This window comes from Neisseria sp. P0018.S001 (genome assembly GCF_051957355.1).
Classification (GTDB): domain Bacteria; phylum Pseudomonadota; class Gammaproteobacteria; order Burkholderiales; family Neisseriaceae; genus Neisseria; species Neisseria subflava_A.
Genome location: NZ_JBQCWN010000007.1, coordinates 96,124 through 113,403 on the forward strand (window position 1 = coordinate 96,124; position 17,280 = coordinate 113,403).

The following is a 17,280-nucleotide window of genomic DNA, read 5'->3' on the forward strand; positions in this document are numbered from 1 at the left end:
TTTTCACATTAGAAACCCTACCCCCATAAAGGACTTGATACCAATTTACAACTCAAACACACCAATGGATTCAACATGCGAGGTTTGTGCAAACATATTCATGATTCCTACCGCCTTAAACTTATAGCCCTTATCAACCAAGACACCGGCATCTCGTGCAAATGTTGATGGATTGCACGAAACATACACTATCTTCTGAGGCAAAAACGGCTTGTGTAGCGATTTGACAACAGCATAAGCCCCGTTTCTCGGAGGATCCAGCAACATCTTGTCAAATTGCCCCCACGACTCAACAGTTTTTTCATCGGTATCGAACAAGTCTGCAACAGAAAACGTCATATTCTCGGCACAACGATTCAGGCGTGCATTTTCCCTTGCCCTATCGACCAAATAATCGGCACCTTCAATACCGACAACCGATGCACCACTTTTTGCCAGCGGCAAACTAAAATTGCCCAAACCGCAAAACAAATCGGCAATCCTCTCCCCTTTTTGAGGGTTTAAAAGCCTGACCGCCCTTGCCACCATCACTTCGTTCAATTGCGCATTAATCTGCGTAAAATCACCCGGCTTGTAAGGCATTTCCACATCAAATTGAGCAAAAGTATAGTTCAGGGCAGGCGCGTTCTCAGGGTAAAACGGCAAGGACTCGGCATGATCCTGCAGCCATATTTGCCATGCCTTTTCAGCACCCGACAATATCTTATCAAACCAATTACGCAATTCGCTTAATATTTGTCCAAACGGTTGATTTACGAAACGAATGTTGAATACGGTCACATTTTTTCCGCAATAAAACTCAACAAATTTCACTTTCACACCGTCATCATGCAGCTTTTGCAGCAAATTGCGGACATCAGGCAACCTATCGGACACATGCTTAGGCAAAATATGGCAATGGCGGATATTGACGACATCATGGCTTTTTTTGGCCTGAAAACCGAGTTTCAGACGGCCTTGCTTATCCATCGAAACACTTAAACGTGCTCTATCGCGATAATACCAGGAGTAACCATATAAAGGGAGCAAAATTATCTCAGGCTTGACCTTACCTATCCGTTCCAACTGCTCTTCCAAAATCCGTTGCTTTAACGCAACTTGCGCTCCAAAAGAAACATGTTGAAGCGAACAGCCGCCACATGTATCAAAATAGCAACAGGCTGGTTCGACACGTTCGGAAGAAGCCTTCAAAACCTTTTCAACTTGAGCCTCGGCAAACTGCTTTTTTTCTTTATGAATGGCAAACGTTACACGCTCTCCGGGCAGCGCACCGCCGATGAATACAGTCTTCCCATCGACTCTGGCAACACCCCTGCCCTCATAATCCAAAGAAAAAACTTCCGCCTCTTGATACCGTTCTTTCACACTCATACCGTTTCCGTCAGACAGCCGCTTACCGGCCGTCTGACTGTCTTCCAATACCGAAAGCGCATATTTTCTCACAAAAACACAGAGTTTCAGGTATCATGCGCCAAAAACTTTCATTTCAATCCCTACAAAAAAAAGACGACATGAAAAAATTATTCCTTGGCCTGACAGCTGCCCTTCTGACCTCGGCCACTACTGCAAACACACTTATTCCAGACGTCTCCCCCGCCTCTTCCGGACAACACGTCGTTATCAATATTACGCAACAGCGTTTGTTCCTCTACGACAACGGCAAACTGAGCAAAATTTATCCTGTTGCCGTCGGCAAAGCCATGACCCAAACCAATCTAGGCGAACATAAAATCGGCGCAAAAGCCTACAACCCGGTCTGGCACATCCCTAAATCCATCCAAAAAGAACGCAATGACGGCGTAAAAAGCGTACCAGCCGGCCCAAACAATCCGCTAGGCCCGGTATTTGTCCGTCTTGGCGACCCTAAATTAAGCCTTGGCATTCACGGCACCAATGCCCCTGCCAGCGTACCCGGCGTCCGCAGCCATGGTTGCGTGCGCATGAAATCGCCTGACGCATTGGAATTCGCTAAAACCATCGCAACAGGTTCTCCTGCCTCCGTTATCTATCAAATGGCAAGTCTGAACGAAGATGCCAACCAAAACTTGTGGCTGGCTGCCTATCGCGACCCATACGACAAGAAAAACCTTGATACGGCTGCCCTGAAAAAAAGCATTGCCGCTTGGGCAAAAGCACACGGCAAAACCATTCCTGCCGCGCGTGTGGATGCAATCCTGAAAGGACGCACCGGCGCGGCAAACTGTCTGACTTGCGCCAAAGGCGTAAAACTCAAATCTCCTTTGAAGTCTTTAGCATGGACCAGCGGCACGGATGCTTACAGCAAACCTAAAGTCATGCCGAAACCGGCTCCTGCTAAAGATGTGGTATTGCCTCAAGGCACTGAAATCGAAGTCGATGCTACCGACGATACCAACAAGGCAGCATCCGAACCGAAACAAAGCGTTCGTCCAACTCCGGTGAAACCGGCAAAACCAGCTGCCAAACCGGCAACCACTCCGGCCGATGCTTCTGCACCTAAAGCCGCTTCTGAACCGGCTACTGCCCCAGCCTCTGCTCCTGTGAAAGGTGCTCCGGCAAGCAGCGAACCGGCAGATTTGCTGTTCTAAGCAGAACAAAATACATAGCCAAAGGCCGTCTGAAATGAATTTTTCAGACGGCCTTTTCGTACAACTGGATATTGGAAATATATGCCTCTCTTAATTCAGACGGCCTTTTTACTTTCCAAATATTCCGACAAACCGCGCTCGCGCAAAATACAGCTTGGGCATTCATGGCAACCACCGACCACGCCGTTATAACAGGTATGCGTCCGCTCGCGAATGTAATCCAACACACCCATTTCATCCGCCAATGCCCATGTTTGCGCTTTGGTTAAATACATCAAGGGCGTATGGATTTGAAAAGCGTAATCCATGGCCAGATTCAGCGTGACATTCATCGACTTGACGAACACATCGCGGCAGTCGGGATAACCGGAAAAGTCGGTTTCGCATACGCCGGCAATGATATGGCGTATTCTCTGCCCTTTGGCGTAAATGGCGGCGTAAAGCAAAAATAAAGCATTGCGTCCATCTACAAATGTATTGGGCAGGCCGTCTGAAGCTGTTTCAATGGATGCCGTATCATCCATCAAGGCATTGTGTGTAATCTGTTGCATCAGGCTCAAATCGAGTACCGTCTGCTTCACGCCTAAATCTTGGGCAATCCAACGCGCGCGCTCCAATTCGATGGCGTGGCGTTGCCCATATTGAAAAGTGATGGCCTGCACATTTTCACGGCCATATGTTTGAATTGCCTGAATCAGGCAGGTTGTTGAATCCTGCCCGCCCGAAAAAATAACGAGGGCCTGCTGTTTTTCCATAGTAAATTCCTAGTTTTGTTAACGCGGGAGGTTTGCGAACCGCGTGATTTGAAGATTGACGGATTATAACGGATTTCATCTATAATCACGGCACTTCATTTTCTTTTATATAGCATAATTATGAGCATCTACGCCCTGAAACCAAAATTTCAAAACCTGTTGCGCCCCATTGTTAAGCGACTGTATCAAAAAAGTATTACTGCCAATCAGGTTACTCTGTTTGCCTGCGCCGTTTCCATTTTGATCGGTTTGCTTTTAGCAGTGTTTGCAGGTGTATCCACATTATTCTGGCTTTTGCCGATCTGGTTGTTCGTCCGTATGGCACTGAATGCGATGGACGGTATGCTGGCACGGGAGTTCGGCCAACAATCGGCATTGGGCGGTTATTTGAATGAAATCACCGATATTGTCGCCGATGCTGCTTTGTATCTGCCTTTTGCCTTCATTGCACCTTTCGGCGGCGTACAAATTGCCCTGTTTATTTGGCTGGCGGCAATGACTGAATTTTGCGGTGTTTTGGGACAAGTCCACGGCAACGGCCGTCGTTATGACGGACCATTCGGCAAAAGCGATCGCGCATTCTTTATCGGCGTATTGGCCGTATGGTATGCAATCGCCGGCAGCTTCCATTCGCTTTTCTATATCCTTATGTGGCTGGCCTGCGCGGCATTGGTTTATACCTGCTACAAACGTGTCATCAATGGCTTGAAGGCCGTCTGAAACTTGTCCACGTTCTTGGGTTAATCATCATTGATTAAAATATTTAAACCCATCACCCCGTTTTACTGAAAACAAAAAAGGCCGTCTGAAACCATAAACTATCGGTTTCAGACGGCCTTTTATTCAGCAGCCAAGATAACTTACTGTTTACCCAGCTGACTGTAATCTACCAACATATACTTGGCAGTAATTTTCTGTGAAGCATTGCCTTCATCGCCCATCAAAATCATCTGCGGCTTGCCGTTAACGGTAATCGAATCGACGGCTTCAACGTTGGTGATGTGTTGCAGATTAGGCAGAGAGATTTTTTGCGGTTCATCGGTCGGATTACCGCTCCAAGTCCACAGTTGTGAGAATTTCTGTCCATTCTCATCCTTCACTTCATTGGCGATAACGTAGGTTTTCAACACAGGATCATAGTTGAGGGAACGGATACCGCCGCCATCAATATCAATCACCGCCACTTCATCAAACTCAGGCTTGGCATTGCGCTCAAATACATCTTTCGGATTGCTGATAAACGCGACCAACGCCATGTTGTTAAACTCAGGATCACGGAAGCCCAAAACAAGACGTTTTTTCACCGGATCAAACGCCATACCCTCAATATTGATTTCTTCAAAAGAAACTTCAGCCTTTGTTCGCTCGCGAATCAAATCATGCAGCTTGTGATCGGTTTCCAAAACCTGCGTCAGATTGTCGTAGCTGGTCAGCCCCAACACATTGCCGTCTTGGATTTTAAAACGCATCAGGTGTTCGCGGTCAGGCGAGCGGTTGCCTTTACGGGTACGCGAATGTGAAGTCAGCGCGTAGATAAAGCCTTCATCGTCGCGTGCCAAAGCCTCCAAGTCGCTGAGACGGCGTTTGAAACCGGTAATCACGCGCGTATCCAATGCCTCGTCTTCCACAAACCTGCCGGTTTTATCAATACTGATGATACTGAACGCATGGTTGGGTTCGTCTTCCGCGATCAGCAACTTACCATCCGGAAGCTGTTGTACAGCAGAAGGCTCAAATACGCCGTTAAACATATTGATACCCAGCGAACGCAGCTCTGCCGCGTTGTTGGTCGGAGGCATCAGCAATGACGGCAATGTTTTCACGCCGATAAATGCTGCCAACGAAGCCAGCAAGCCCCAGCGGAATACTGCGTAAGATAAGTTAATGTATTTGAACTGTTTATCAGCCAACAAACCGAGCCAGTAAAGATGATCGCTCATCTTTTGATAGACTTGTTTACGGTCGCCCATAATTTCCTGCATCATTTCCCAATATTGATCTTTTTGCAGTTTCACACGGTCTTCATAAATCAAAATATTGGGTTGGCTGCCACCAAAAAAGCGCGTTTCGGTACTGCTGAGGCGGGTTTTCAAATCCCTCAGCTTAGAACGGCCGCGGACAAAATCCTTAAACCATGTACGCGCCGCCTGCATTTTGCCGATACGTTCCGGCGAAGCAGAAAGCAATGCAAACACGATAGACGCGGCGGCAGTAATCATAAACGTACTGGCCGGAATCAAAAATTCGGGCGACGATGAAAAAATAAACGCACCCGAGATCATCAGAGCAGAAACAATAAAACCATTCAGCGAAATCATAATATTGGCTTTGGTTGCTGCCAGCGCCAACAATTCCATCTCTGAGCGTACGGCGTTGCGGAACATGGTTTCCACACCCTTATTCGTACCCAACAAATCAGGCGCATTCAAATCCTCGGCTTTATTTTTTTTCTTCTTCGCCTTGTCTTTTTTGCGTTTGGCCTTCTTCTCGTTTTTTTCAGACGGCATTTCAGGATGTTCAACCACTTCCTGACCTTCTACCGTTTCCTGAATTTCTACCGCGTCAGCCACAACCTCAACTTCGTTTTCAGCAACACCGTTTTGATTGTGATCCCAAAAATCAACATCCTGTTGGGATTCGGCAGCTACGCTATCGTTTAAAGGTTTTTCTTGGTCGCCTACCAGCTTCGGCTGACCATCTTCCTTCCAATCATTCAAACTCATATCATGACTCCCGACATCAAACACTTTGAACTACATGGAAAATAAAAAACATATTTAGTTCATTTGTTTTAGGTAATTTACATGCTGTTTACATTCTTTAAATTCCCAAATAACAAACTGTCGCAGAACTAAAAGCCCTGCGACAATCCACTTTATATCGAAATATTAATAATCGATGCGCTCTTTGATAATTTGCAAATCAGGATACGACAAAACAATGTCGTACTCACGGCCATTTTTAAAAGCCTCAACCTCCAACACAGGCTGACCTCGACGGCTATCGGCATCAACATCGTGAACTTGATAGCCGCGTTGTTCCAACATTTTTACGGCTTTAGCACGGTTTTGCTCGAAGTTTTTGTCGCTGTAGATTTTGTGTTCGATGTAATCGCTGGCACCGGCAGTAGCAGCAGACAAAGCAACGATGGCGGTCAATAAGAATTTTTTCATGTTTGATTTCCTTTTAGAATGTGTATTCGGGTTTCGATGGATGTATTAAAACATGACAAAATTAGCAGTTAATTAGTACTTGGTTAAACGCAGTAAAGGCCGTCTGAAAACTATTCAGACGGCCTAAACGATTCCCCTTAAGAAGAAATAAGAGAAAAAATTTGGCAACAATATGATAACGATAAGTCCCATCTGACTGTATTTCGTAAATTAATTGCGAAAAAACGAGTTTATGATGATATGTCGGTAGTAATTTGTAAGGTTATCCAAACACCCTCTACCTAACCTTTTAACAATCACTGTCATCGGTTTTAAGTAAAATTTGGAATCATCTTTTACCATTTCTCTCCATCATTGCATTTGTCCGTCTATCGGATAGTCATTGCTTTTATTTGATATGCCATGATACTGTTTAAAAACATGACTATTAGGAGTTTCTCATGTCCGAACAGCAAAAATACTTTTCTACCCAAGACGGTACTTCGCTTTTCTACCGCTATCGCCCTGCTGCCGATGGTTCTTCCGACAAAGCCATTGTGCTGTTCCATCGCGGGCATGAGCATTCCGGCCGAATGATGTTTGTGGCGGACGAGTTGGGTTTTAACGATTTTGCCTATTTCGCTTGGGACGCACGCGGTCATGGACACAGCCCCGGTGAACGCGGCGATAGTCCGAGTATCGGCACTTCGGTTGCAGATGTAGATGATTTTATCCGACACATTCAAAGCGAATACGGCATCAAACCTGAAAACATCTGCGTGATTGCGCAAAGTGTCGGTGCGGTATTGGTTTCTACTTGGTTGCACGATTACGCGCCGAAAATCCGTTGCGCCGTATTGGCTTCGCCTGCGTTCAAAGTCAAACTCTATGTGCCGTTTGCCCGTACCGGTTTAAAAATCATGCAAAAATGGCGTGGCAATTTCTTTGTCAACAGCTACGTCAAAGCCCACTATCTGACCCACAACGTCGAACGTCAAAAAAGCTACGACAATGATCCGCTTATTGCCCGCGCTATTTCTGTGCGCATCCTGCTGGGTTTATATGAGGCGGCCGAGCGCGTCGTGGCCGATGCACAAGCGATTACTACGCCTGTACAACTGTTGATTTCAGGCAGTGATTGGGTCGTTCATCACAAACCGCAACACGATTTCTACAACCGCTTAGGCAGCCATATTAAAGAGCGCCATATCCTGCCCGGTTTCTACCACGATACTTTAGGTGAGCAAAACCGTGAAATCGCTTTTGTTGAAATGCGCCGTTTTATCCGCGAGCGTTTCAATCAGCCTTTACAACAAGTCGATCTGACTCAAGCGCACTTATTTGGAGACAGCCGTCGCGAAGCTGACGAACTGGCTACGCCTTTGCCTGTTTGTACACCTCGCGGTGCATTTTGGGCAATATATCGTGCCTCGCTCAAACTGGGTTCGCGCTGGAGTGAAGGCTTGAGAATCGGCCAAGAAACAGGTTTTGATTCGGGCAGCACACTGGATTACGTTTACCGCAATCAACCGCAAGGCAGCAATGCTTTCGGTGTATGGGTGGACAAATACTATCTCAACGCCATCGGCTGGCGCGGTATCCGCCAACGCAAAGTCAATATCGGCAAAGCCATTCAGACGGCCTCAGCCAAACTGCGTGAAGCAGGGAAACCTGTACACGTTTTGGATATTGCATCCGGTCATGGCCGCTATGTATTGGATGCCCTGACTGCCGACACATTGCCTGATTCCGTACGCTTGCGCGATTACAGCCCGATTAATGTCGAAGCCGGACGCAAGCTGATTGCCGAGCGCGGCTTGCAAAACACGGTAACCTTCAATGAAGTCAATGCCTACGACCGCGCCAATTATCACGATTTACAGCCGCGCCCTACCCTGGGCATCGTCTCCGGCCTGCATGAATTGTTTGCCGACAACGATTTGATTTTGAACTCGCTCTACGGCTTCGGCGAAGCCATTGAAACCGGCGGCTACCTGATTTACACCGGTCAGCCGTGGCATCCGCAGCTCGAAATGATTGCCCGTGCGCTGACCAGCCACAAAGCAGGCAGCCCAAACTGGGTAATGCGCCGCCGCAGTCAACAGGAAATGGATCAGTTGGTTGAAAAGGCTGGTTTTGAAAAAATCCATCAATGGATAGACGAAGACGGTATTTCCACCGTGAGCTTGGCAGTGAAGAAATAAAAATAAAGGCCGTCTGAACAATTTTTTAACTTTCAGACGGCCTTATTTAAACCATGTACCTATCCATGAAACCCTCCCTCAAAACCTCCCTGCTCAAGCTGATTTTAGTCGGTATTCTGTTCTACACCAGCTACTGCCTCTCCAACCATTACGCGGCATCCCTGGACTATGTACCTGAAATCGCTTTTGCATGGGAGAGCAATATTCCGTTTTGGGCATGGACGATTGTGCCTTATTGGTCGCTGAACCTGATGTATGCCGCGGCATTTTTTCTTTGCCGTGATACACATGAACAAAACCGATATGTAGCGCACCTTGTAGCTGCCCAACTGATTGCGACTGCTTGCTTCGTGCTGTTTCCGCTGCGTTTCGGATGGCCCAAACCGCCCGCTGATGGGCTGTCAGGCTGGCTGTTTGATTCATTGGCTGCATTTGATTTGCCATACAACCAAGCGCCATCTTTGCATATCGCGCTGGCGATTATCGTAGGTGCATTTTATTGGACGCGCTTTCCAAAAATCCGCCTGCCGCTTTTCTTATGGCAAAGCCTGATTGCCTTGTCGGTACTGACGACTTATCAACATCATTTTATTGACGTGCCAACCGGAGCATTGCTCGGCTGGCTGGTGTTGTGGGCTTTCCCGCGTCAGATGACTTCGCCATTTAAACTGGGCTTGAGTAATGTACACTCAAAAAAGATTGCGTTGCTGTATTTGCTTGGTGCGTGTTTGACGGCGTTACCCGCGTTGCTGGGTGGCGCGTGGCTGTGGTTGATATGGATTAGCGTGTCTTTGCTGATGGTGGCCTTTGCCTATTTGACTGGAAATGCAAACGTATTCCAAAAACAGGCTAACGGTAAATTATCGGCAGCAGCGACGGTTTTGCTATTGCCTTATCTGGTGGGTGTACGGCTAAACATGGCGTATTGGTTACGCGGTAAGGCGAAAACGGCACCAGTCCGCAATGATGTATGGATTGGCAGCGTTTGGGGAATTTCAAACCATCTGCCTGCCGTATTGGATGTATGCGCCGAATATCCCTGCCGTAGCTATCAGGGAGCATATCGCGCTCTGCCTTTACTGGATATGGTAACGCCGTCTGAAAACGATTTGGTTCAGACGGCCTTGATATTGGAAACCTTGCGCCAAAAACACGGCAAAGTGCTGGTATGTTGCGCTTTGGGTTATGGAAGAAGTGCCGCAGTGGTACTGACGTGGCTGCTGGTCTATGGTGGCTGCAAAAACTTGGCGCAAGCGAAGGCCGAACGCAAACAGGCTCGGCCGCAAATGGTATTATCACCGACCGCCGCCCAAGCAGTCGAAACTGCAGCAAACCGTTTAAAACAAGGATAATGATGGACAACGCAACCGATAGCCGTATTACTGCCCACCTGCTCTCTACCGCACATTATGTTGCCGCCTGTAACGCCTTGCTGCTCGCCTTGTCGGCAAAATATGGCGGCGCATGGTTTGCGGTGCAACTTGTCTTGGCAGCAGTTTTGCTGTACTGCCATATCCGCATTCACTTCGACCGTCGCGTGTTCCAAGACTTTGCCGACAACCGCTACTCTCCTGAAGACTTCGACCACGCCTTACAGCAAAACGGTTTGCATCAAATTTCAGGCAGCCGTACGTTGACCCAACGGATAAACGGTGCACTTTCCCTATGGCGCAAATGCTTATACCTGACCGCCGCACAATTTTTAATTTTGCTTATCCAAAGCATTTGATTATTTTTGCTGATTTACCCAAACCAGATCTAGAACGGTATCTCACTCCCAAAGGCAGAAACAATGAAAAACTTCCTCAAAAAACAACTTGCCTGGCTGACCGACCAAGCCTTGTGTCTGTCGGTCTCTTTTCTTACGGGCGTACGCCCCAAAAGCCCGCGCGAGCTGACATTCAATCAGCACCAAAAAGTCTATTACGCCAATCACGGCAGCCATGGCGATTTTGTATTGGTGTGGATTTCCCTGCCCCGCCGCTGGCGCTTGTCCACGCGCCCTGTCGCCGGTTCGGATTACTGGCTGACGAGCAAACTCAAACGCTTCATCATTCAAAATGTTTTCAACGCCTTGCTGATTCCGCGCCATAGCGATAATCCGCAAGCGATTACCGAACAGATGAAAGACGCGCTGAACGCAGGCGACTCTTTGATTATTTTCCCTGAAGGCACGCGTAACACTGACGACAACACCATCCTGCTGCCGTTTAAGTCCGGCATTTATCATCTGGCGAAAAGCAAACCTAATACCGAATTTGTGCCGATTTGGATAGATAACATCAGCCGCGTACTGCCCAAAGGCAAAATCCTGCCTATCCCGCTTTTGTGTGAAGTCCATATCGGACAGCCGCTTACTTTGCAGGAAAACGAAGACAAAGACAGTTTTTTGACACGCAGCCGTGAAGCGCTGTTGGCACTCAGGCCGTCTGAAAATGACCGCGGCGAGCTTCGCCAAAATGAACCTGAAGTTCAGCAAAACAAAGGAGGACAAGCATGAGCCTTTCTACGACTTCCCAACAAATCATTGTCGAACAAGCCGCCGCTCATCTGACTCCGCAAGCCAGCTATATTTTTGTCGGCGTATTTGCCGTATTGTGTTTTGCCAGCATCATCGGACAATGGCTCAAGCGTAAAAACGGCGCAGATAATGCCACCATCGCCAACCTCAACGCCCGTATTTACGCATGGTGGCTGATGACGCTGGTGTTACTGGGTGCATTTTGGTTCGGCAAAATCGGGACGGTTGTACTTTTTTTCCTGATTTCATTTGCCGCACTGCGCGAGTTTATGACCCTCGTCTATCGCCGACGCAGCGACTATTACAGCATGGTGGTCTGCTTTTACCTGCTGCTGCCGGTACAATACTATTTTGTCTATGACGGCTGGTACGGCATGTTCAGCATTTTTATTCCGGTTTACGGCTTTTTGATACTGCCGATTATTGCCAGCCTCAGCGGCCAAACCGCGCATTTTTTGGAACGCGCCGCCAAAACACAATGGATGGCGATGATTTGCATCTTCTGTCTGTCCCATGTTCCGGCGCTGATGTTTCTAGACTTGGACGGCTTCGATAATAGCAACAATATCCTGTTGCTGATCTTCCTGATTGGCGTGGTGCAAGTATCGGATGTGTTGCAATACGTTTGGGGCAAACTGATTGGCGGTGCAAAAATCATGCCTTCGCTTTCGCCATCAAAAACCATTTCCGGCACTGTCGGCGGTATTTTATCGGCCACGGCCATTGCCGCGCTGATGGCGCCGATTACGCCATTCTCCCACGGCCAAGCAGCCGTTATCGGCTTTATCGTCTGCCTGATGGGCTTCTTTGGCGGCCTGGTTATGTCTGCCATCAAACGAGATTACGGTGTCAAAGACTGGGGCAATATGATACGCGGCCATGGCGGCATGCTTGACCGTGTGGATTCGATTTGTTTTGCCGCGCCCGTATTCTTTCACATCACCCGTTATTTCTGGAATGGCTAAACTTCAGGCCGTCTGAAAGTTATTTTCAGACGGCCTTGAATGTATGAAACTGCCAGCCCTGCCAATTCGTTATACAATACGCAACCATTGTTATTACATACACACAACATGAATAAACCTTCTCCAATCTTTCCCATTTTTCTTGCTACGATTATCTTTGCCCTTATTGTTTGGTCAGGTATCAATCCCCATGACCGCGCAGTCTGGTACGCCGAAATCATCCCCGTAGCATCCGTATTCTTCCTTCTGGTTGCCACCTACCGCATTTTCCGCTTCAGCAACTTGGCCTACTTATTCATGAGTTTTTGGCTGATCATGCATTCAATCGGTGCATACTATACCTTTGCCGATGTACCGTTTGAATCCATCAACCGCTTTGTCGAACCGATTTTGGGCGAAAACCGCAATCATTACGACCGTATTGCCCACTACATCATCGGCTTTTATGCCTATCCTATGATTGAGTGGCTGCTGCGCCGCAAGCTGTGTAATCTGCCGCTGGCTTTGTTTTTCGGCCTGTTCTTCATTATGAGCGTGGCTGCCGCCTATGAAATCATTGAATGGCAATATGCTGTTATCGACGGCGGAGAGGCCGGACTGGAATTCTTAGGTTCCCAAGGCGATATTTGGGACGCGCAAAAAGACATGCTTGCCGATACTTTGGGCGCATTAACTTCCCTGTTTATTTTTGTGTTTACCCGACCCGATAAACGCTTGGGCTTCTCTTAAATATATCCCTTTAAAGCGAAAGGCCGTCTGAAACCAGATTTTCAGACGGCCTTTTTTCATTTTTCTATCGCAATTATTGTAAAAATTAATAAATACGATAGTTAAAAACATAAGCCGATTTTGAAACAAAATCCGTCATCAAAATTTTTAAGCACATGAAATATATAAAAAACAACGTCTGTTAAGATTTTGTAAATAATATGTCCACGTCAACATGAATTTTTCGATTTGATTTAAGTCAGCATATCTTGTGTCATTAATCCATAAAATATCCGGAATTCTACAAAATATTGATTAACCCGATAGAGGTTATCATCAAGACGAGGAACACAAAATGCAGAAAATTCCAGAATTGGTCTGTCCCACCGGCAACCTGCCTGCACTGAAAACCGCTGTGGACAACGGTGCGGACACGGTTTACATGGGTTTGAAAGATGCGACCAATGCACGAAACTTTCCGGGACTGAATTTCGATATGAAATCTGCGCGGGAAGGCGTAGCTTACGCCCATGCGCGCGGGCGCAATGTACTGATGGCCATCAATACATTCGCACAAGCCGGCCAAGTGGAGCGTTGGCACGCTGCTGTGGATACGGCGGCGGATTTGGGTGCCGATGCGATTATTGTTGCCGACCCCGCCATCATGGCGTATGCGGCAGACAAACATCCGAATTTACGCCTGCATATGTCAGTACAAGGTTCGGCCACCAATTACGAAGCCATCAATATGATGAAAGAGCTGTTCGGCATCCGTCGTGCCGTTTTGCCGCGCGTGCTGACCATCGATCAGGTCAAACATGTAATTGACAATACTGATGTGGAAATTGAAGTCTTTGGTTTCGGCAGTTTGTGTGTGATGGTGGAAGGCCGTTGCATCTTGTCGAGCTATGCAACAGGCGAATCGCCCAATATGCAAGGTGTCTGCTCTCCGGCAAAATCCGTCCGCTGGGAACAACTGCCCGACCGCATGAACGTACGTCTAAACCAGGTATTGATAGACCAATACAAACCCAATGAACCGGCAGGTTATCCAACCTTATGCAAAGGCCGCTTTGAAGTCAATGATGAAACCTACTATGCCTTGGAAGAACCGACCAGCCTGAATGTTTTGGAAATGTTGCCCGAACTCATCAAAATCGGTGTGTCCGCCATCAAAATCGAGGGACGCCAACGCAGCCCGATGTATACGGCGCAAGTAACCAAATCCCTCCGCCAAGCACTGAATGCAGCCGCAGCCGACCCGTCGCATTTCAAAGTCAATCCGTCCTGGAACAATGCCTTGAGCAAAGTTTCGGAAGGTCATCAGACAACTTTGGGCGCATACAACCGCCCATGGAAATAAGGGGAAGAAAATGAATTCATTGAAATTGTCGCTGGGCCCTATTTTATTTTTCTGGCAAAAAGAAGCCCTACTGGAATTTTACGTTTCCATGCTGGATACGCCGTTGGACACTGTTTATTTGGGTGAGGTAGTCTGCTCACGCCGTCAGAAAATGCGCTTTGCCGACTGGTTCGGACTGGCTGAAGACCTGGCAGAAAGCGGTAAGGAGATTATTCTTTCTTCACAAGTCCTGCTCGAAAGCGAATCCGATCTGAAACGCCTGCGCAAAATTACGGAGCAGGGAAAGTTTAAAGTTGAAGCCAACGACATGGGTGCGGTCAAATTGGCACGCAAACACGGCATCCCGTTCGTTGCCGGTGCAAGCCTGAATATCTACAACGAAACCACTTTAGACGTATTCCGAAAATTAGGGGCATTCCGCTGGATTGCACCGTCCGAGCTGAGCCGCGATAAGGTTGTCGAAATCATCAAAGCTTCAGACGGCATTGAAACCGAACTCTTCGCCTGGGGTAAAATGCCGCTCGCCTATTCATCACGTTGCTTTACCGCCCGCCATTACAATCTGAATAAAGACAGTTGCGAGTTCCGCTGCCTCGACCACGATCACGGCATGGCCATGAATACGCGAGAAGGCCAGCCGTTTCTCACCATCAACGGCATCCAAACCATGTCTTACGGCTGCCAAAACCTACTGCCCCACCATGAAGACTTAAATAAAATCGGCGTGAATATGCTCAGACTGTCGCCACAAATGCACGGCATGGCTGAAATTATCCAAATTCACCGCAATGTATTGGACGGAAAATCCATATGGGAAGATGTCCGCCCCGAGTTGGAACGACTGACTACCGGAACACTGGTTGACGGCTATTGGCGCGGTCAGCCCGGTATTGAAACCGTGAAGGAGGCATATTATGGCGCTGCCTGAAATCATATTACCCAAATGGATGACAAAAATCGGTACCAAACTTCCCGGCAAACCTCCACGCTTTGTTTTGGTCTCCGTATTGAATACCATGCTGAAAAAAGGTTTACTGCCTGCCGATATGGAACTTTTTGCCGGAAGAAAATTCGAAATTGAAGTTTTAGATGCCGGTATCAAAGTGCGGTTTAGTGCCGATACGGAAAAATTCCTGGACGACAACTTCAGCGGTGCCCCCGATCTGAGGCTGGCCGCCAACGGCATAGACTTCATGCGCATGATGATGCGCGAGGAAGATCCCGATACCTTATTTTTCAACCGTAAATTGCAAATTGAAGGCGATACGGAACTGGGGTTAATTACCAAAAACTTACTCGACAGCGTCGAGTGGCCTTTCAGCGAATGGTTCCTGAAACGCAGTACGTCCACTTTGGATTGATTAATTTTGGTTGAACCAAGAACAAAGGCCGTCTGAATGTTTCAGACGGCCTTTTGTATGTTTCTTCCATACGGTTTTATCAAACATAAAAAAAGCGTACCTAGAAAGGTACGCTTTTTTTCAATCTAACTCAAAATTAGAATTTTGCGCCAGACTCATTTGCCATAAAGTCAACAGCTGCTTTAACTTCATCATCGCTCAGGCTACCATTGCCACCTTTAGCCGGCATAGAATTAAAGCCTTCGATTGCGTGTTTGTGCAGAGTGTCTTTACCTTGTTTGATACGAGGAGCCCAGTCTTCTTTTTTACCTACGACAGGAGCGCCTGGAATCAAACCGCCATGACATGTTTTACAGTTGGCTTCAAAAACAGCTTTGCCGTCTACCTTAACCGGAGCTGCTTCTGCTTTTTCAGCAGGTTTGGCTTCAGCAGCAGGAGCAGCTTTAGCATCTGAAGCAGCTTTATCGGCAGCAGGAGCTGAAGCAGCCGCTGGAGCAGAAGCATCGGCAGGTTGAGCTGCCGGAGCAGGCTCGGCTTTTTTAGCAGGAGCTTTTTTACCGTCTTTGTTGGACAAACCCCAAACATAAGCGGTCATGATGTGCAGCTTGTCTTTGTCGAGGAAGTGACCCCAAGCAGGCATTTGGCTGCTGCGACCGTTGGTAATGGTTTCGGTAATCGCTTTTTGAGTACCGCCCCACAACCATACATCGTCGGTCAGATTCGGGCCGAGGCCTTGGATACCTTGACCTTTGTCACCGTGACAAGTGAAACAGTTGGCAGGTGGGCCGCTAAACAGGACTTTACCGCGTTCTGCACGTTCTTCGTCATATTGGCCTTTAGGTTTAGAAAGAGACATAACATACTGTGTTACGTTTTTCACGCCTTCTTCACCCAAAGCAGGACCCCATGCAGGCATGGCGGCAGTACGGCCTTTTTCAATGGTTTCCTGAATCTTTTCAGGTTCACCGCCCCACAACCAGTCGTTGTCAGTCAGATTTGGAAAGCCTTTAGAGCCTTTGGCATCTGAGCCGTGACATTGGATACAGTAGGTATTGAAAAGGTTTTGTGCAATAGCACGAGCTTCAGGGTCTTTAGCCACTTTCTCAATCGGCATATTGGAAAATTTAGCATACACTTTACCGTATTGCTGATTGGCTTTGGCAACTTCTTCTTCATATTGACCATGGCTGCTCCAGCCCCACATGCCTTTGTAATCGCCAATACCTGGATACATAATCAGGTAGCCGACGCCAAACAGCCATGTGCAGACATAAAGCCAAAACCACCAACGTGGCAGAGGGTTGTTGTACTCCGAAATGCCGTCCCACTCATGACCTGTGGTTTTTACTTCTTCGCCTTTTTTAGGGCGTTTCACAACGTTTTGCGAAAGCAGAAGCCAAGCCAGGCCGATGAAGCTGAGCACGACGATAACGGCAATATATATACTCCAGAAACTACTGGTAAATTGGGATGTTGTGTTCATTATTTTGCTCCGTGATCACGGACTGACTGAGCTTGATCGTCCTTTTCAGACGGCCTTTGTTCGTCATTATCGAAAATACTGCTGGCTGCATCATCATAGTTTTTCTTATTGCGTCTATTGAACACAATATAGAGGACTAAAATAAAGCTGATGAATACCCAAACAGTAAAGAGCGAGCGAGCCCAGTTAGCGTCCATGATG

The 17,280-nt window shown here is 47.5% G+C and carries 17 protein-coding genes and 1 riboswitch; of the genes, 11 read left to right on the forward strand and 6 right to left on the reverse strand.

The annotated features are described in order from the left end of the window. Positions 1-45: 45 nt before the first annotated feature. On the reverse strand, positions 46-1,371 hold the full coding sequence (gene rlmD / locus ACTHTJ_RS06590) for a 23S rRNA (uracil(1939)-C(5))-methyltransferase RlmD (protein WP_070584879.1): 1,326 nt from the start codon (positions 1,369-1,371) through the stop codon (positions 46-48). A 140-nt stretch (positions 1,372-1,511) separates the two neighbouring features. Here rlmD and ACTHTJ_RS06595 point away from each other — a divergent pair, with 140 nt between their 5' ends. Next, complete coding sequence (locus ACTHTJ_RS06595) at positions 1,512-2,567, forward strand: L,D-transpeptidase (RefSeq protein ID WP_440360876.1); 1,056 nt, start codon at positions 1,512-1,514, stop codon at positions 2,565-2,567. A 95-nt stretch (positions 2,568-2,662) separates the two neighbouring features. Here ACTHTJ_RS06595 and queC read toward each other — a convergent pair whose 3' ends face one another. Then, positions 2,663-3,322, reverse strand: coding sequence for a 7-cyano-7-deazaguanine synthase QueC (queC, locus tag ACTHTJ_RS06600; protein WP_070584877.1), 660 nt, complete (start codon positions 3,320-3,322; stop codon positions 2,663-2,665). A 3-nt stretch (positions 3,323-3,325) separates the two neighbouring features. Further along, positions 3,326-3,371, reverse strand: a riboswitch (PreQ1 riboswitch). A gap of 71 nt (positions 3,372-3,442) precedes the next feature. On the opposite strand from queC, the gene ACTHTJ_RS06605 reads away from it, so the two are divergent. Further along, positions 3,443-4,042, forward strand: a complete 600-nt coding sequence (locus tag ACTHTJ_RS06605; protein WP_070584876.1) for a CDP-alcohol phosphatidyltransferase family protein — start codon at positions 3,443-3,445, stop codon at positions 4,040-4,042. Between the two features lie 140 nt (positions 4,043-4,182). Here the strand turns inward: ACTHTJ_RS06605 and ACTHTJ_RS06610 are convergent, their stop codons facing one another. Together ACTHTJ_RS06610 and ACTHTJ_RS06615 are read right to left on the reverse strand one after the other, a co-directional pair. Then, positions 4,183-6,045 (reverse strand): Pycsar system effector family protein, encoded by a 1,863-nt coding sequence (locus ACTHTJ_RS06610; RefSeq protein WP_070584874.1) that lies wholly within the window; start codon positions 6,043-6,045, stop codon positions 4,183-4,185. Between the two features lie 165 nt (positions 6,046-6,210). After that, positions 6,211-6,495 carry a PepSY domain-containing protein gene (locus tag ACTHTJ_RS06615; RefSeq protein WP_070584873.1) on the reverse strand — a complete coding sequence of 95 codons (285 nt, stop codon included), beginning with the start codon at positions 6,493-6,495 and terminating at the stop codon, positions 6,211-6,213. Positions 6,496-6,935: 440 nt separating this feature from the next. Here ACTHTJ_RS06615 and ACTHTJ_RS06620 point away from each other — a divergent pair, with 440 nt between their 5' ends. The 9 genes from ACTHTJ_RS06620 to ubiT all read left to right on the forward strand — a co-directional run bounded on the left by ACTHTJ_RS06620 (position 6,936) and on the right by ubiT (position 15,596). Beyond that, the gene (locus ACTHTJ_RS06620) at positions 6,936-8,678 is read left to right on the forward strand and encodes a bifunctional alpha/beta hydrolase/class I SAM-dependent methyltransferase (protein WP_440360875.1); all 1,743 of its coding nucleotides are present in this window, start codon (positions 6,936-6,938) and stop codon (positions 8,676-8,678) included. Positions 8,679-8,743: 65 nt separating this feature from the next. After that, positions 8,744-10,030 carry a phosphatase PAP2/dual specificity phosphatase family protein gene (locus ACTHTJ_RS06625; RefSeq protein ID WP_440360874.1) on the forward strand — a complete coding sequence of 429 codons (1,287 nt, stop codon included), beginning with the start codon at positions 8,744-8,746 and terminating at the stop codon, positions 10,028-10,030. A 2-nt stretch (positions 10,031-10,032) separates the two neighbouring features. Next, a complete protein-coding gene (locus tag ACTHTJ_RS06630; RefSeq protein WP_070584869.1) occupies positions 10,033-10,407 on the forward strand; it encodes a hypothetical protein in 375 nt (124 codons plus the stop codon). Positions 10,408-10,470: 63 nt separating this feature from the next. Continuing rightward, positions 10,471-11,178, forward strand: coding sequence for a lysophospholipid acyltransferase family protein (locus ACTHTJ_RS06635; protein ID WP_070460081.1), 708 nt, complete (start codon positions 10,471-10,473; stop codon positions 11,176-11,178). Beyond that, on the forward strand, positions 11,175-12,164 hold the full coding sequence (locus ACTHTJ_RS06640; protein WP_070584867.1) for a phosphatidate cytidylyltransferase: 990 nt from the start codon (positions 11,175-11,177) through the stop codon (positions 12,162-12,164). The genes ACTHTJ_RS06635 and ACTHTJ_RS06640 overlap by 4 nt, the downstream gene beginning before the upstream one ends. A 108-nt stretch (positions 12,165-12,272) precedes the next feature. After that, positions 12,273-12,893, forward strand: coding sequence for a DUF2238 domain-containing protein (locus ACTHTJ_RS06645; RefSeq protein WP_440360873.1), 621 nt, complete (start codon positions 12,273-12,275; stop codon positions 12,891-12,893). Between the two features lie 334 nt (positions 12,894-13,227). Further along, a complete protein-coding gene (gene ubiU, locus ACTHTJ_RS06650) occupies positions 13,228-14,235 on the forward strand; it encodes a ubiquinone anaerobic biosynthesis protein UbiU (RefSeq protein ID WP_070584865.1) in 1,008 nt (335 codons plus the stop codon). 10 nt (positions 14,236-14,245) lie between these two features. Next, positions 14,246-15,163, forward strand: coding sequence for a U32 family peptidase (locus ACTHTJ_RS06655; protein WP_070584863.1), 918 nt, complete (start codon positions 14,246-14,248; stop codon positions 15,161-15,163). After that, a complete protein-coding gene (ubiT, locus tag ACTHTJ_RS06660) occupies positions 15,150-15,596 on the forward strand; it encodes a ubiquinone anaerobic biosynthesis accessory factor UbiT (RefSeq protein WP_036493042.1) in 447 nt (148 codons plus the stop codon). Before ACTHTJ_RS06655 ends, ubiT begins: the two co-directional genes overlap by 14 nt. Positions 15,597-15,732: 136 nt before the next feature. On the opposite strand, the gene ccoP is transcribed toward ubiT, so the two are convergent. Then, complete coding sequence (gene ccoP, locus ACTHTJ_RS06665) at positions 15,733-17,079, reverse strand: cytochrome-c oxidase, cbb3-type subunit III (RefSeq protein WP_440360872.1); 1,347 nt, start codon at positions 17,077-17,079, stop codon at positions 15,733-15,735. Continuing rightward, entirely contained in the window at positions 17,079-17,276 is a 198-nt protein-coding gene (locus ACTHTJ_RS06670; protein ID WP_003748776.1) for a cbb3-type cytochrome oxidase subunit 3, read from the reverse strand. Before ACTHTJ_RS06670 ends, ccoP begins: the two co-directional genes overlap by 1 nt. Between the last annotated feature and the right edge of the window lie 4 nt (positions 17,277-17,280).